This window comes from Segatella hominis (assembly GCF_004535825.1).
GTDB classification, from domain to species: Bacteria; Bacteroidota; Bacteroidia; order Bacteroidales; family Bacteroidaceae; genus Prevotella; species Prevotella hominis.
Genome location: NZ_SGVY01000045.1, coordinates 1 through 16,629 on the forward strand (window position 1 = coordinate 1; position 16,629 = coordinate 16,629).

The following is a 16,629-nucleotide window of genomic DNA, read 5'->3' on the forward strand; positions in this document are numbered from 1 at the left end:
AGTTTTGCTTGTCTTCTTTTCGCAACACTAAGGTAAGTGAAAATTCTGACATGGCAAAATCCTGGGCAACTTTTTGTTGCTCAGGCACTTATAAATAATGTTAAACTATAGTGTTGCGGAATTAAGGGTTAATATGTAGATACCTACACTCGGTTGCAAAGATACAAACTTTCCTTCTAAAAAGGAAAGAAATCGGCAATTATTTCCTTTTAAAAAGGAAAACTTATTCTTTCTTTATCCCAATCTTGTATTTTTAATTCAAGTTTCGCATTTCTGAGGGAACATTTGTAATTTTGCTCATGGCTTTGAGCTTTGAGTAATATAAAAAACTATGGAATATCCGCTGAATTACGTCACTTTATTTGTGCCCTGATCCGGCTCAGACTTGCCTGTGTTATGCCTAAATAGGTAGCAATGTTTCCCAACGGCAACCGTTGCAACAAATCGGGTTCTTTCTCTAACAACTCTTTGTACCGTTCCGAAGCAATGGCGGACAACATGGAAATCAGCCGTTCCTCGGTGGCAAGCAATTCCATCTCCGCATAACGCCGTCCCCAATTGGCAATATGTAAGTCTTCCGTAAACAATTCTTTCAGCTTTTTCTTCTTCAATACGTATAAGACTGAATCTTCCATCAGCTCCATCGTCTCATATCCCGGCTCATCGTTCACGTATCCTTTCATAGAAACAAGGGTCGCTCCTTCCTTGCCAACCCAAAAGGTGATTTCTTTCCCGTCCACCGAAGTGTAAGCGCGGACAATGCCGTTCTTGATAAAAAAGATATCCTTTTCTATCTTGCCGTTTTCCAACACGCGGAATCCTTTGGGGTACGAAACCTCACTCAGGCATTGCCGCAATCTATCCAAAGACGCATCCGGCATAACATATCTTTGATTGATGATTTCCTTTATATCCATAACTCATTGTTGTATTTGGTGTGCAAAATTATAAAATTGCACATAAAAACGGAAATGAACGGCTGTTTTTTTGCCAAATGTAAAATCAGTTTTTACCAAATGAAAAAAGCAATTAGAGATTATTTACTTACTTTTGCACCTGAATTTAATAAATCATAAGTATGAATTGGATAATCTTATTATTGGCAGGATTGTTTGAGGTGAGCCTTACATTCTGCTTGGGTAAAGCGAGAGCTGCGTCAGGACTTGCTTTTTATCTGTGGGGTAGCGGCTTCTTGGCTTCCACAGTATTGAGCATGACCCTGCTTGCCAAGGCGGTTCAGACTTTACCTTTGGGAACGGCATACGCCATTTGGACAGGTATCGGGGCGGTCGGCACGGTCTTGATAGGGATATTCGTCTTCAAGGAGCCGACCTCTCCCATCCGTCTTTTCTTTCTGTTCACGCTTATTGCTTCCCTGATAGGATTGAAAATCGTGTCATATTGAAAGGAGGCAGAAGATGAAGTATGAATTGAAGGAGAACCAAGGCATTTCGGCGCCTCTGCTGGCGCTGATGGCAGTCGCTACCGGGCTTTCCGTTGCCAACTGCTATTATAACCAGCCTCTGTTGGGCAGTATGGCTAAGGATTTCGCGGTAAGCGATTTTTCCGCCAGCATGGTGGCGACATTGACCCAGATAGGCTATGTGGCAGGGCTTGTATTTGTCATTCCGCTTGGCGACCTGGTTTCACGAAAGAGACTGATATTGACCAATTACATCGTTTCTTCGTGCGCCTTGCTAGCCATAGCACTCGCCCCGAACATCTACTGGGTGTGGGGCGCATCCTTGCTTGCCGGGGCATCTTCGGTCATGCCGCAGTTCTTCATTCCGTTGGTGTCGTATAATTCAGCTCCGGACCACAAGGTGCGCAACGTGGGGATTATACAGTCCTGTTTGCTCATAGGCATTCTTGGGTCACGGGTATTCAGTGGTTTTCTCGCCGATATATGGGGATGGCGTTCTGTCTATTTTGTGGCTTGCGTGTTTATGCTCGGGTGTTTTCTGATGATTCACAAAATGCTGCCCGTGTTGCCTGCCCATTCACGAGAAAATTATGCAGGGCTGTGGAAATCCTTGTTGCGTCTATTTTCCAAATACCCGTACTTGCGTATCGCGTCGTTGAGGGCGGCATTGGCTTATGGCTCGTTCTTTGCCTTGTGGAGTTGCCTTGCTTTCCGAATGAAGCAAGAGCCTTTCTTTGCAAGCGACGATATTATCGGAGCACTCGGTTTGTGCGGATTGGCAGGTGCATCCACGGTGGTTTTCATCAGCGGATATATCCAAAAGTATGGCGCAAGATTCTTCTCTATTGTCGGAGGATGCGTCATCTTGCTTGCATGGTTGTTGGCATTTTGGGGAAATGACAGTTACTTGTGGATGATAATCGCCATCCTCTTGATTGATGCCGGAATGCAAAGCATCCATCTGTCAAATCAGACCAGCGTGGTCGCTCTTGACGCATCCGCCATCAACCGGGTCAATACCGTTTATATGACCATTTACTTCTTAGGAGGTTCTGCCGGTACATTTGTTTCTGGTCTATTCTGGCAACATTATGGATGGACGGGTGTGGTAGGGGTAGGAGTTGCCTTTACCGCAGCTTCCTTGCTTGTTAATTGCTTCAACTCTAAAACGGCATAAGGGTGGATGCCAAATATTCTTTCAGCCTGAATATAGTAATGCAGACCATGGTAAATGGAATGGCTACAGACTCATTGCCTGAAAACAAAGAGAATCTTTGTAGGAATAGGAAACAAACCGATAACAATATGGCGACAAAAGATGGTTTTATCATCCGTCCAATCAAGAAGATGGATAATGCTTAAATGCAAATGCAGAATATTGGGTGATAGATTACGAAGGAGAAATTCAAGGAAGTTGTGGCTTCTATCCCACCAAAGGCTTGCCCGACAAATGTGCCGAAATAGTATAGTATTATATTTATCGCCTGCTGTTCGAGGAAAAGGATTATTTTGTATTTTGCAACATATACTTTAAAATATTTCCTCTAAACACATAAAAAAAGACTTGCTGTCCCATGAATTGGCACAAGTGCAAGCTAACTTTGCACACAGAAATCAAAATAGTAAAGTTATGAAGAGAAAAAAGTTATTTTTCAAGGAATGTCATCTCGCAGGTCGCCAATATCATGATGCCAATGAAGTTTGGGAAGAGTTGAAGGTCGGCACTCTGCTTGAATTACAAAGAGACCAAGAGAACCCATACGACAAGAATGCAGTCGCTGTGGTTTACTCAAAGGTGGTAGATAACAACGAGAAAGAGGAATATCTGCTGGGCTATCTTCCTCGCACTTCCAATACAGAGATTGCCCAATTATTGGAAATGGGGTGGGCATCTATCTTTGAATGCCGCATCAGCAAAATCAACGAAGATGCTCATTACGAGAACCAAATTCGCTTGACCATTCGCATCAAGCAAAACCAACAAGCACAGAATTGCGTCGAAAGCTAACCCTAATATCGAGCCAGGTCGTAGGGACCTATATGGTGCGACGTGGCTCCGACCTTTCTGTGCTTACCTACAAAGGGACAGGATACGCCGCTCACACGTCGGTCTTCGGATGCAGGCTTCGGGAGGATTTCCTGTCCCTTTTTCTTATTTACAAAATAATCAGCAGCTTATACTATTATCTTTTCATGACGATTTTAAGCACTTTTTCTTGATGCTCATTCATATCATCCACATTCCATTCCAATCCAAAAGGACGTTTAGCCGTCTCATCCTTAATCCCATCATCATAATTGTCTTGACATATTTGCAACATGATTCTGAACTTCAGAGATGCTGTACTTACTTGATTTGACTTTGAATCCAAATAACGGTTTTTCTTATCAATTGGATTCCAGTCAGAACCGGAGCTATTAGCATCGGAACCAATCATGGCAAAGTTTCCAAAACAATTGATGTCTTCTAAGCTGATAGGTTTATCGCTACCAGCCTTAGCCTGAGGATAATAATGTTCAAGGCTCTTACGAGTTCGAGAGAAATAGAAGTTATTAAATACCTCTAATTCAAAATCACTACATCCCAAATCTTGGAAGAATCCGATACGTTTTGCATCTCCTTTCTTAGCTTTTTCTCCACGTAGCTCCTCCGCATACTTTCTCCATATTTTATAGTCTGTATAATCAAACACATAGAGAGGTATATTGGGCGCTCCCTTAGGATAGATGCGATTAAAGTCTCGTTCTACATTTTCCAGTTCTACATTCAGATGTCCATTTCGTATCATCGTGTCATCAAAGCTATTAGGCTTTGGCTGGTTTCTTTCATTGAGTTTTTCCGCATTCAGATACACATCAAAGAAATACTTATCAGCCAAATCTCTCATAAAGACGAGATAATCACTAATATTATCGCTCTCAAACAAATGGTACAGACAATAGAACAGGTAGTTTTTGCGTTGCTTCGCCGTAAAAGTTACCTCGAACATAGATAGCAACTGTACCAGCTCTGCCTGCACGGATTTGTCTTCCGACAAATCCTTCAGGTAGACAACATTTCCATTTTTATAGTAACGCTGCAACTTCCACGGATTTTCTGAAATACGGTCCTCACCGAGCGTATGATGAACCACATAATTATCCAAGAAATACTTAGCCTTCAACAGATTATAAGCAAACCGTTTTACGAAATCAGCCGTGATGTTAATCTTCTCAAACTCATGAAGCAGTTCCTTGTCATCAAGAGATAATTTCAAAGGATCAAATCCTTGTTCCTTCATCCTCGTAATCTTCAACACAATCAAGAGGAAATTAGGAAAGTCTATGATTGGTTGAAATCTATCATTTTCATCTAACGTCGTACTCTGGGGCACAGGTCTAACAGGAGTATCCAACAACTCAGCAATCGTTTTTCTACCCAAAGAATTACCTGCATTAGCTGGCATGTCGGCAAATGCATCAAACGACTCTAAGACGAAACTATCCATGTTCTCACCAAAAACAGTTTTCATATCAGACATTTTTTGCTGAACGTAGAAGCACATATCACTACATGCTTCCCAGATACGGCTGAACTTTTCCATTGAGGTATTATCCCCGATAAATTGTTCACTCAATTTTGCCTTAACAATCTCATGCTTCTCCAGCTGTTCGCCACGAGAGTTCATCACCTCAAAATAATGGTTCAAATCCACATCCTTCGGCACTCGATAATGTATGATATGGACATGATTCAAGAAATACTCTTTGAATTTATCCACATCAGTTTGAACCAAACCAACAATCTCTTTCAATCCTGCTTTTGCGGACTCGAAGCCATTCATGATACCAAGGTCAGGCATCTCGCCAAGGTCATCATTCTCTCCACGCCTCGATAATGCCTTTATCGTCGAAGCAGAAGCTTTTCGTGCCGAATAAGTCAAGCGATTATAAATGTCATGCACTCCCAAAGCGCTAAGTATGATGTAAATCGTAGTCAAACGTTGTTGACCATCTATCACCTCATATTTGTTCTCATCACGCTTATAAGTGACAAGAGTACCTATGTAATAAACCGTTTTGCCCATATCCATAGAATCATGGACATCTTTTATCAAAGCACAGATTTCATCTCGTTCCCACGCATAGTTACGTTGGTAGATTGGAATTACGTATGTAATAGGTGCTCCGTGATTATCACAATAGATTTCCTTAATAGAACACTCTTTCAAAATACTTTTCAAATCTTTCATTGTCTTCTACTATTTATAAAAACGATTTACTTTAAAGAAATGGAGATAATTCAGATAGACTCTATCGCCATCACGCTCATCCAAATTCTCGGCATTTGTTCTGCCATTCTTTTTCCCATCCTTTATGTCGCTATCAGACAAAGGGGTTAGCTTATCTGCCAACACGCTGAGTAATGTAGTGGGAGTATCCTGCCTGGCTATCAACTTGTACATATTAAATGAATTCTTCAAATTCTCATTAGTTTCCATAATGAAATTCTGAGCAGAAAGCCATCCTAAATTTGTATATTGCGCTCTAAGCGAATAAGCCCAAACAAAGGCATAAACGACAAATTGCTCAAACAGCTCCATATCTTCTTTGGTTGGATATGACTCCGGGCAAAACCTATCTACATACAGGAGAACTGAAGTATCAAACAGCAACCGGGCAATACCATTGCCTTTTCCATTCTTGAAATAGCGATCCAATGTCTTCACTATAATATTGTCGTTGATATAGAACCCCTCGTACTTGCTGTTATCTCGAATGTCCTTTAGTATGGCATAATAATGCTTCGTATATTCAAAGAAAGGTTTGCCTGCTATAATTGGAGCGTCCAATTGAAATGCATTGATATTGCGAGTTCCAGAAACGAATGGCATCGCAGAAGAATTTACCATATCTGCATAACAATAAGCACTCTTATAGAATTGAGCATAAGGAGTTCGTGCAGAACGAGTAATCCCCTTGAACATGTGGATATTACGTTCATCCAACACTTCTGCCCTATTGCCATTTACCCATTCTTTGATACGATACAGATAGTTTCCGAAAAAATCTGCCAAACCACTTTGAGATATTTGTTCCCATCCCTTGACGATTCTTTCAACTTCATTCTCTTCTATATCAATCATTTCACGCAAATGATAAGCTTTCAGCAAATCATGTGGATATAAGGCTTTGCCACGAGCATTCTGAGAATCAAAGAACTGAAAGGCTTCAGAAACGTCAGATGTGACAACAACAATAAGTTCACATCTCTTCTCAACAAATTCTTCCAGTCTTCTACACTCTCGTTCCTTAACATAATACTCTTCTTTCTTTTGTTGACTTTCTTTCAAATCAGGTTTGCTGACGCGTCGTTCCAATGCTCGATAATTATTGGATATATTACGGGCATTATACTCATTATCATATAATTCTTGCTGGAGAAAAGCTATATCGTTCTTCCCCAATACCTTTAACAACAAAGAGAACGTAATGATCCTCTGCAATCCATCAACTATATCATACGAGTCTTGGCTTGATGCTCGATGAAGAATCAGAGTACCAATCCTGTAACTTTCTTTATTGTCATTCATCGCTTCGATAATATCATCAAGCAACTGTATTGCATTACGAGCAGTCCACTTATATGGACGCTGATAGATCGGAATCGACAGATTTACACCATTAATGTGTTCCCCACCATTCGAAATCGTTTGACGAAGAAGCAAATCACCAATAGTAGTTATAGACAACGTAAGTTTATCCTTTTGGGATTGTTGTTCTACTGACTGTTGCTCAACTATATGTATTTGCGAATTATCGTCTTTCGCCCTATTGATAATGGTAGTATTCTCTATGGTATCTCCCATCGTCCAATACTTATACCCATCAATATGCAGATAAGGAAAATTATATTTCCACCATTGTTGTGGAACACCAAATTCTCTTTGTGACTGCACAAAAAAGACAAATTCCTCATCAGACAAGGCGCATTTATTCCTCACAATGTACTCATGAGGACACGTAGGCATAGTCTTGGCAAAAGTCCATTGACATTTGCCTATCAAACTGCGTAATTTTACTTCATCATAGTTCATATTTTATGAAATTATTGTTATGTCGGCACAAAGATAAGAAAAACTTGTATCAAATCATAGGACAAGTTCTTTTTTAAAAGAAAAATGTATCATAAATCAATAAAAACGCAAAAATCTCGTTACTTAATGTAGATAAAATCGTATATAACATGAGAACTCAAGCGAAATTCAAAGAATACATTTGGTTGGTAAACACCATCAACAAAGCCCAATCTATTTCTTTTGCAGATATTCAAAAGAAATGGCTTGAAACGGACATGAGCGAAGGAATAGAATTGGCTCGTTCAACCTTCAATCGACACAAAGATGCCATAGAAGACATTTTTGGCATATATATCGAGTGCAACAGAAAAAACGGATATAAATATTCTATTGGAAATCCTGAAGCATTAGAGTCTGACTCCATACAAAACTGGATGTTAGCCACACTTGCATCCAATAATATTATTAGCGAATGTGTATCGCTTCAAGATAGGATCGTGCTTGAAACTGTACCCTATGAAGGCGAAAACCTCAAACTAATCCTTGATGCCATGAAACGAAACATCAAGATAACCATTCTTTACAAGAGGTATGGCAATACAGATGCCAAAAGCTATACTATCGAGCCATATTGCATAAAATTGCATAAGCAACGTTGGTATGTATTGGGGCACTTCCATTATACAGAAGCAGAAAACCAAGAAGTAAAAGATTACTATGCCCTTTTCTCACTTGACAGAATCAAAAGCATAGAATCAACAGATACCAAATTTGAGATAGCTCAAGACTTCAACGCTCAAGATTACTTCAAGGAATATTACGGAGTGCTGATTGGCGACGGAACTGCTGTTGAACGAATTAGGTTTAGAGCTTACGATTACGAACAGTATCGAGTAAAAGATTTACCTCTCCATTCAACTCAAAAAACTATCGCAAAAGGCGACAACTATATGGATTTTGAAATTACTATGCGCCCTACCGTAGATTTCTTTGGATATTTAATGAGCCGGGGAAGCCAATTGAGAATCCTCTCACCAGAATGGTTGGCTGAACAGATACACGACTTGCATCGAGATGCAATGAGAATGTATGAAAAAATAGAATAGCAACAGTTCAAGTTTCATACATATTTCTCGGATTTGAGCATTTTAACGCAAATTATTTATCGGATTTGGTTAGATAGTACAAAGGTAGTACAATATATTAAAGTAGAAAAGAGATTTTAGATAAAAAACAGATAAGTTTCCTTTTCAAAAGGAAAACTTATTCTTTCTTTATCCCAATCTTGTATTTTTAACTCCGATTTGCTTGTTGTTCTCAGAATTTTTGCTTAACTTTGTGCAAAAATCAAAACGGTGCAGATTATGGCAGCAAAATTCTATCCTGTAGGCATTCAGACATTCTCGGAGATTATCACCAAGAATTATCTCTATGTTGACAAGACCGGTTACATCCATCAGATGACCCATTCTGGCAAGAAATATCTTTTTCTGAGTCGCCCTCGTCGATTCGGAAAGTCGCTTCTTGTCTCTACCTTGCAAAGCTACTTCGAAGGAAAGAAGGAACTTTTCAAGGGATTGGAGATGGAAAGGCTGGAACAGGATTGGGGGGAATATCCTGTCTTGCATTTTGATCTGTCGGGTGGCAAGCACATGCAGGAGGATGCGCTGGTACGCTATCTTCTCTTTATTCTGAAACAGCATGAAGAGAAATGGGGAATCATGACGGATGCGCCCGACCCAAATGTAAGATTGCTCAATCTCATCAGCAAAGTTTATAAGCAAACCGGCAAGCAGGTGGTCATTCTCATCGACGAATACGATGCGCCCCTCCTGGATGTGGTGCACGAGGAAAACCAGCTGGTGGCTCTCCGGCAGATTCTTCGCAATTTTTTCAGTCCCTTGAAAGATTCTGACTCCATGCTGCATTTTGTATTCCTCACAGGCATTACCAAGTTTTCGCAGCTCAGCATCTTCAGCGAGTTGAACAACATCACCAATATCAGCATGCTCCCCGAGTATGCGGGCATTTGTGGTATTACCAAGGAGGAGATGCTTACCCGGTTAAAAGAGGGGATACAGGAATTGGCCGAGGCAAAGAACTGGACGATGGATGAGACGCTGAGCCGACTCAAAGATTATTATGACGGCTATCATTTTGCATCAGAATCGCCTGATATTTTCAATCCGTTCAGTTTGCTCAGCAGTCTTTCGCTAAAGCGGGTTGAGCCATTCTGGTTTTCTACGGGAACTCCTACCTATCTCATCAATATGATGAAGAAGTTTGGTGTCAACTTCAGCGATTTCGCCGAATCCATGGAAGCGGGCGTTTCAGACTTTGATGCGCCTACAGAAACGATGACAACTCTTACGCCTCTGCTCTATCAGAGTGGCTATATTACAATCAAGGATTATGAAGAGGCTTACGATTCCTATACTTTGGGTATTCCGAACAGAGAAGTGCGGCTGGGGCTGACCAAGGCGCTGATTCCTTACTATGTAACGCCTAACACGCAGAATGCCAATAATACGACCCGCAATATGGCTCGTGCCTTCGATAAGGAAGACCTGGGACTAGCCTTGCAGTATTTGCAGACTTTCCTGGGCACGGTTCCATATTGTGCCCATACGGACTATGAGGGGCATTATCAGCAGATGTTCTATGTCATCTTCTCGCTTCTTACGGCTTGGATGGTAGATGTAGAAGTACATACTCCGAATGGCAGGGTTGATATCGTGGTTATGACGAAATCTCGTCTTTACCTGATAGAGTTGAAACTTAATCAGAATGCCCAGGTGGCGATGCAGCAGATCAATCTCAAGAACTATCGCCAGCGTTTTGCCTTGTCGGGCCTTCCTATAACCAAGGTCGGGATTAATTTTGATAGTGCTACGCATAACATCACGGATTGGGTCGTGGAGTGAGAAATGCCTTTTTCTTGTTCTAAAGCTCTAGTTGTTGTCTTGCAGTAGCCATTTCCAGATAGGTACTACCTCTATCGTATAGCCATCTGCCATTATTTGGGTCTGGTAATCACGGGTGATGATGTAGCCGTGATAGCCTGGAAAGGCTTTCAGAAATTTAATCAGTCCTCCTACTTCTCGCTCGTAGGTTGCCTCATCATTCAGATTGTAAGATACCTGGATGGCCAGCTGGGCAGAAGGAACGCAGAAATCTATCTCTACGTTCTTGTTGAAATAATAGAGGAAGGTTTCTTCTGTCGTGTTTCTGAATCTTCTGTTCAGTTCTATCGCCACCATATTCTCCAACAGCTTCGTTTCTCCCTGAAACAAAAAGAGATTGAGTATTCCATTATCGGCAACGTATCTTTTTTGAAGTGTTGCTTGTTCTGTCATAGGTGAAACCAGATTCGGAATCGGGAAGAAGAGATACGCATCTTGCATGTATTCCAGATAATCCTTCAGGGCTGGCAAACTGATGGTGGCTCCGGTAGATTTCACCATGTGTTGCAATCTGGTCAGGGATGAAGGCTGCATCACGCTATCGGCAAGTTTTTTAGCCAGAAAGTGGAATATTCTTGAATTGCGAATGCTGTTTCTCTCCACGATGTCGCCAATCTGAATTTTCTGATACAGGACATTGAGATATTCTCGCTTGTCGGGCTGCTCAAACGATTCAGCTATTCCCCCTTCGTAAAAGTAGGAATCAAAATAGTTGGATATTATTGATTTTATCTGCTGGTTGTATTCCCAGTTTTCACCTGGTTTCACTTGATGATAGGTTAGGCATTCTGCAAAGGAAAAAGGAAAGATTTCCTTCGGAATGTATCTTCCTCCAAGTGTAGAATACATTTCCTTGCCCAGCATCTTGGCGTTGCTGCCTGTAATCATCACGCGATATTGGGAGTCAGCCAAGCGGCGGGCAAATTTCTCCCAACCTTCTATATTCTGAATCTCATCAAGATAGACGAAGGGCTGTTTGCCTGGATATAGTTCCATGTAGGAATCCAGGATAGTGCCCAGTTCTTCAGCCTTGAGGGATGACAAGCGCTCATCCTCAAAGTTGATGTAGAGAATATCTTGGGCCGACTGTTCTCCTTTGTTGAGTCTGGTCTGAATATCCTGATACAGTAAGTAGGATTTTCCTGCTCGTCTGATACCTACGAGAATATAATTCGACTTGTCGCCGAAAAGGAAATCTCGGTGAACCAGTTTGTAGTTCGGGATGGCTATTTGCTTCTCGATGATGATATTTTTGATAATTTGCTTGTCCATACAGAAATATTTTAAAGTATACTTTGCAAAAACACGAAAATATTTCTAACTATACTTCGAAATAATCCCAGAAAGCGGTTTGTTTAAGGAAAATTAATGTTTTTCCTATGATTTTCTGTTCCTAAGGTGAAAAGCAAATGGATTGGGCTTGCCTTCTAGAGAAGAGGGGATTTCCCTGGGACTGCGTTTCAGTTACCCTGCTAAATCTTCCAGATTCCAGTTCTTCCAATTAATTTTAAGAGGGTATGCATCTTTCGCTTGTCCGTCTGCTTTACTTTTTTATATTGTGTAACATATTGATTATTAATTAATTATATATATAAATATATATAAAAAGGAGAGTAGGATGGACATGCTGAAAAATTAATTGGAAGATTTGGAATTTGGAAGATTTTGTTAGCTTGCTTCTGTCTAAAAGGTTAATAATCAAATAGTTAAATAAGTTCTCTACTTTCCGAAATCAGAAAAAAGAAAATATTTCTTCCAAAAAAGGGACGTTTTTCGGGATTTTATTCATATTTTTGCCCTGTCGTTTGATACGATTTCAACAACAAACAATTCAAAACCTAAAAAAATAGTTGGATTATGAACATATTTAAAAAGCTATTTGGTGGCCAAAAGACTACTGAAGAAGTGAAACAGGAGAAGGAAAAAGACTTCGACATGGTGAAATATGATGGTGTTCGTGCTCTCCGCATGCATCAATTTGACCTTGCAGCCAAGTCTTTGGAACACGCTCTGCAGTTGAATGCCGAAGATTTGGAATGCCGCGACTATCTCTCGCAGGCTTACATCTCTATGGGTGATCTGCAGAAAGCCTATGAGCAGTTGCAGATTCTCTCGGAAGCCCAGACCGACAACGTGGCGGTGTTGCTGCGTATGGCGGATGTGGCGTATATGATGGAGAACTATACTGCCATGTTGGAGGTATGCGATAAGGCTCTTCACCTGGACACATCGAATCTGCAGACCTATCTCTATTCTGCCAAGGCTTGCCGGGGATTGGGCGAACCCATCCGTGCCGTGTCGATGCTGACTGAGGCGATAGGCAAGCGTGAGGATTTCTATGCCGCCCGATTGCTTCGTGGCAGCATCCTGTTGGATCAGGCTCAGCTTTCCGAGGCAGAACTCGATGCAACTTTCCTCTATGAGCATATTCCGGGCAACGAGGATGTGCTGTTGTTGAAGGCTCGTGTAGAGAAGGCGCAGGGAAAGATGGAGGAGGCTGAACAGACCTATGGTAAGGTGATGGAGATAAATCCTTTCTCTATTGATGCGTATCGCGAGCGCAGCGAGGTTCGCAGAAGTCTGGGTGATAGTGCCGGTGCTGCCGAGGATGAGGCTGCTGCCAAGGAAATGGGTGCCGAAATTCCGGAACCATCAGAGGGAATAGAGCAGAAAATCAAGGAGAAAATGCAGCAGATGGACCCCTACAAGGTTTTCCATAACGAATACTGAATAATAGAATTTCATCTTTCTAACTGGAAAAAAATATTTTCCCAGTTAGAAAGATTATTTTTTATAACTACAAGTCGTCGTTCTATCTGATACCATTATCTCTATCGCTATTGTTCAGCTTACGGCTGCCTGTATGGTATCTGCGGCCATGGCAGAAGTTGAAGCTGGCAGTAAAGACAAGCATGTTGCCCTGGTCAGCAAGGCGTACCTTGTTCTTCTGCTGCACATACTTGTTGAAAAGTTCATCCTTATACACGCAGCCATGAGGATAGAATACGAATAATCCGAGAACGCCAAACTGCCAGTTCTTATAACTGTAGGTTACGGCAAAATTGGAGGTTGGCTCTCCGCCGTTTGTCTTTTCTCCCCAAAAACTCTTTTCCACCTTATAGGCACCATAGCCAATGTTCCAATTGCCCTTCATGTACCGAATTTCTGCTCCATAACTGAAGTAATTGAACTCGTGGGAATAATCCAAACCCTTTGTCTTGACATTCTGATACTCGCACATAAGGTTCAAATCCAGATGATCCTTGATGAGGTGAACTTCAGGAGTCAACAGCAGGTGCTTGTAATCATGACTCTTCTGATTCTCCGGTTTGCTCACAAAGAGATAAGAGCCATCCTCCCGCTTTTCGGGCAAGATAGAAGTAGCTATAGGCTTGTCGTAATACGTCCAGTTTCCCTCCAGGTACACAGACATCAGCGGAATGTTCCAGGAAGCCGACAAGGTATTGTTGTAGCCGGTAAATGGCTTCAGACCGCTATTGCCGTCACGCGCCTCAAAGCTGTTGGAATATTGGCGCAACTCGCTCAAATCGGAAAGGCTTGGGATGTCTGACGTGATTTTGCTGCTCCATTTAAAACTCAGACGGTCGCTAACCTTTGCCTGTAAAGTTACCTGTGGTCGAAACAGCCATTTGCTGTATCCGTTCTCCCCCTGATGGATGGAAGACCTGGTTGCACCAACTCCCACCTGATAACTGAACCACTTCTGCTGTCCCTGTAGCTGGGTGAAAAGATAGAGATTGCTGTACTTCAATTCCGTATCAGCATTACTGCTTCCCACATAGATGTTATCTGTATGGCTGATATTATATTGTCCACCCACCGATAAAGCTATCTTTTTCCAGTTTTTGCTGTATGTTCCTTCACTAATAAGAGAGCGCTTTCTACCAGTTGCATCATAACTGTAATCGGTCAGCGGAGCGTTCTTTACAGATTCCTCCGGCGATTTGTTGAACGTATATTCCCTCATACGATACTGGTAATCTGTGCCGATGTAAGTACCCACCAGGTTCAGAGCCAGGTTCTGGTCATGGGGCATGTTGAGCGAATAATAAATATCCAGGGATGGAATCTGCTCCAGCATTTTTCTGTTGTTCAGCAGATACTGGTCCGCCTTGCCGCTTTCCTGATAAAGCTGGTTCATACCTCTCACCGGACTATTATGATTGTAGAAATTCAACCGTACATTCAATGTATATTTGTCTGGCTCACTAAGATTATAGCCCAACTGTACATTATTGGTGGTGTATAGAAACGGAGAATCATAACCAAAATAATTGCGATGTAGAGTTTCTCCGGTAGGCAGATGATAAGTACCGAGACTTTCATAGCTTCGTTCCTCTACCGAGCGATAGGAGAAACTGTAGTTGATGCTGAATTCCGATTTCTTCACATTGTATTTGAAATAACCATCGCTATTATTGAAACCCGCCTTGGTTCCTTGCATCGTAGAAACTCCACCCACATAACCGGCATAACGTCGGCGGACCTGGTAGTTGATGACTGCATCCAGATTGCTGTCTCCATATTTGAGTCCTGGAACATTGATGAATTCCACCTTTGTAACTTCATCCGGCTGCAAAGCCAATACATCCTGCATGCTCGCCTTGACATCGTTGATGCGCATTTGCACCACTCCGCCCTTTAATGACAGTACTTTGCGTTCTGCTCGATTAACGACAATGGTAGGCAAAGACATGTTGTCCAACAGATCATAACCATTGGAAGCCGTTTTCACCTGCTCTTTTGTAGGGAAAATGATTTGTCTATCTACTTTTTCCACAACCCTTGCGGCTTCTACGGTCACACCTTTCAACAGGAATGATTTCGCCTGCATCTTCACACTTCCGATGCGGGCAATAGATACCAGCTTACAAATCGTCTTATAGCCCACGAAGGAAACCTTCATGAGAGCCTGCTCCTGCTGGCAGGGGATGACGAAATCGCCATTGGCGTTGCTCACGCCTCCACAGAGGAAGGAGGAATCCTTCGGGTTGAGCAGCTGGATATTGGCGAATTCTACAGGAAGATTGTGATTGTCTATCAGTCTGCCTATCAGCTTGCGCTCGCTCTTGCGTATGCATTCTACCGTGATGAGGCTGTCGCCCACGGTCATCTGCATCGGATAGAAACCGATTACCTTGCGGATAGCATCGGGAATATTGGCTGTCTTCACGTTCTGGGTAACTGTGAAGTCTTCCAGTTCGTTGTAGATGAAACTGATTTTGTAGCGCTTGGAAGCCTTGTCGAGGTCGATGAGGACGTCCGACATGCTGCGGTCGTGATAGTTGCGCTGGATGTGCTGTGCGCTCATCGCCAGGGCGAACGTGCACAGCAGGAATATGATGGCTGAAAATCTTCTCATAATGATGTTGCTTTTTATTTGTTATTTTACAATCAGCTCGTTTTGCTGCAATTCGATGTTTACGTTCTCGAATTGGTTCAGTTCTTTTACGATGTTCTCGATGCTCGAATGACTGTTCCATTCGTAATAGAGGCGGAGGGTCTTGTCCTCGTTATTCTCAAACTTCACTTGTAAATCATAATAAGAAGCAATCTCTGAAATCATTTGCTCAAAAGCCACATTCTCGAAAGTCTTGTGAATGGCTGGCTTTTCTGGTTTCGGATGAGTCAGGGAATCCTTTGCTGCTACCTGCTTTGCGGAATCTGATTTTATGACTTCCGGATGAGTATCTGCGGTTACCTGGGGTGGTTCCTGGCTGCGCTTGATGTAAGTATGGATTGCGGCAAAGGCAATACCCGAAATTAAGACAAAGCCGGCGATGGATGCTGCCAGTTTACGCCAGGAAGTTATAGGATGGGATGCGCCTGCTTCCTGAGCAATAGGATGGGATTCTTCTTGAACAATAGGATGAGTTGCTTCTTCCTGAAGTTGATGCTCCTGGCTGAATTTCTCCCATTCCTCATCTATATTAGGAGAAGAGTTACCCAGAGAAGAGTTAGAAGAAAGAGCATCATCAGACAAATGAGAAATAGAAGCCTGAGTGTTTAAATTCTGCTGAAGGAGGGCAGAATCCACTTCCACCATCGTCTGATAGAGTTTTCGGCATTCCTCATCCTGCAATATTTCACGAATCTCCTCATCAGAATACTTCTCCTGATGGTCGATGATATCCAGTATTTTTTCAAACTTGTCCATAATAAA

The 16,629-nt window shown here is 42.0% G+C and carries 13 protein-coding genes; 7 read left to right on the top strand and 6 right to left on the bottom strand.

The window, feature by feature from the left end; genetic code table 11:
- Positions 1-353: 353 nt before the first annotated feature.
- Entirely contained in the window at positions 354-917 is a 564-nt protein-coding gene (locus EXN75_RS13435) for a Crp/Fnr family transcriptional regulator (RefSeq protein WP_118117593.1), read from the bottom strand.
- Positions 918-1,078: 161 nt separating this feature from the next.
- On the opposite strand from EXN75_RS13435, the gene EXN75_RS13440 reads away from it, so the two are divergent.
- From EXN75_RS13440 to EXN75_RS13450, 4 genes are all read left to right on the top strand, one after another.
- Positions 1,079-1,405 (top strand): DMT family transporter, encoded by a 327-nt coding sequence (locus EXN75_RS13440; protein WP_134844190.1) that lies wholly within the window; start codon positions 1,079-1,081, stop codon positions 1,403-1,405.
- Between the two features lie 13 nt (positions 1,406-1,418).
- Entirely contained in the window at positions 1,419-2,600 is a 1,182-nt protein-coding gene (locus EXN75_RS13445) for an MFS transporter (protein WP_134844191.1), read from the top strand.
- Positions 2,601-2,602: 2 nt separating this feature from the next.
- On the top strand, positions 2,603-2,785 hold the full coding sequence (locus EXN75_RS17815; protein ID WP_167639523.1) for a hypothetical protein: 183 nt from the start codon (positions 2,603-2,605) through the stop codon (positions 2,783-2,785).
- 268 nt (positions 2,786-3,053) lie between these two features.
- Positions 3,054-3,431: an HIRAN domain-containing protein gene (locus EXN75_RS13450; RefSeq protein WP_134844192.1), complete on the top strand. Its 378-nt coding sequence runs from the start codon at positions 3,054-3,056 to the stop codon at positions 3,429-3,431.
- 175 nt (positions 3,432-3,606) lie between these two features.
- On the opposite strand, the gene EXN75_RS13455 is transcribed toward EXN75_RS13450, so the two are convergent.
- Complete coding sequence (locus EXN75_RS13455) at positions 3,607-5,655, bottom strand: DUF262 domain-containing protein (protein ID WP_134844193.1); 2,049 nt, start codon at positions 5,653-5,655, stop codon at positions 3,607-3,609.
- Positions 5,656-5,664: 9 nt separating this feature from the next.
- Entirely contained in the window at positions 5,665-7,500 is a 1,836-nt protein-coding gene (locus EXN75_RS13460) for a DUF262 domain-containing protein (RefSeq protein ID WP_246031405.1), read from the bottom strand.
- A 149-nt stretch (positions 7,501-7,649) separates the two neighbouring features.
- Here EXN75_RS13460 and EXN75_RS13465 point away from each other — a divergent pair, with 149 nt between their 5' ends.
- Both EXN75_RS13465 and EXN75_RS13470 read left to right on the top strand, forming a co-directional pair.
- Positions 7,650-8,588 (top strand): helix-turn-helix transcriptional regulator, encoded by a 939-nt coding sequence (locus EXN75_RS13465; RefSeq protein ID WP_118117584.1) that lies wholly within the window; start codon positions 7,650-7,652, stop codon positions 8,586-8,588.
- A gap of 258 nt (positions 8,589-8,846) precedes the next feature.
- Entirely contained in the window at positions 8,847-10,406 is a 1,560-nt protein-coding gene (locus EXN75_RS13470; protein WP_134844194.1) for an ATP-binding protein, read from the top strand.
- A gap of 27 nt (positions 10,407-10,433) precedes the next feature.
- Here EXN75_RS13470 and EXN75_RS13475 read toward each other — a convergent pair whose 3' ends face one another.
- Positions 10,434-11,717 carry an ATP-binding protein gene (locus EXN75_RS13475; protein WP_134844195.1) on the bottom strand — a complete coding sequence of 428 codons (1,284 nt, stop codon included), beginning with the start codon at positions 11,715-11,717 and terminating at the stop codon, positions 10,434-10,436.
- A 585-nt stretch (positions 11,718-12,302) separates the two neighbouring features.
- On the opposite strand from EXN75_RS13475, the gene EXN75_RS13480 reads away from it, so the two are divergent.
- Positions 12,303-13,175, top strand: a complete 873-nt coding sequence (locus EXN75_RS13480; RefSeq protein ID WP_134844196.1) for a tetratricopeptide repeat protein — start codon at positions 12,303-12,305, stop codon at positions 13,173-13,175.
- 82 nt (positions 13,176-13,257) lie between these two features.
- Here the strand turns inward: EXN75_RS13480 and EXN75_RS13485 are convergent, their stop codons facing one another.
- On the bottom strand, positions 13,258-15,828 hold the full coding sequence (locus EXN75_RS13485; RefSeq protein ID WP_134844197.1) for a TonB-dependent receptor: 2,571 nt from the start codon (positions 15,826-15,828) through the stop codon (positions 13,258-13,260).
- A gap of 21 nt (positions 15,829-15,849) precedes the next feature.
- Positions 15,850-16,623, bottom strand: a complete 774-nt coding sequence (locus EXN75_RS13490) for a DUF4974 domain-containing protein (protein ID WP_134844198.1) — start codon at positions 16,621-16,623, stop codon at positions 15,850-15,852.
- Positions 16,624-16,629 lie beyond the last annotated feature (6 nt).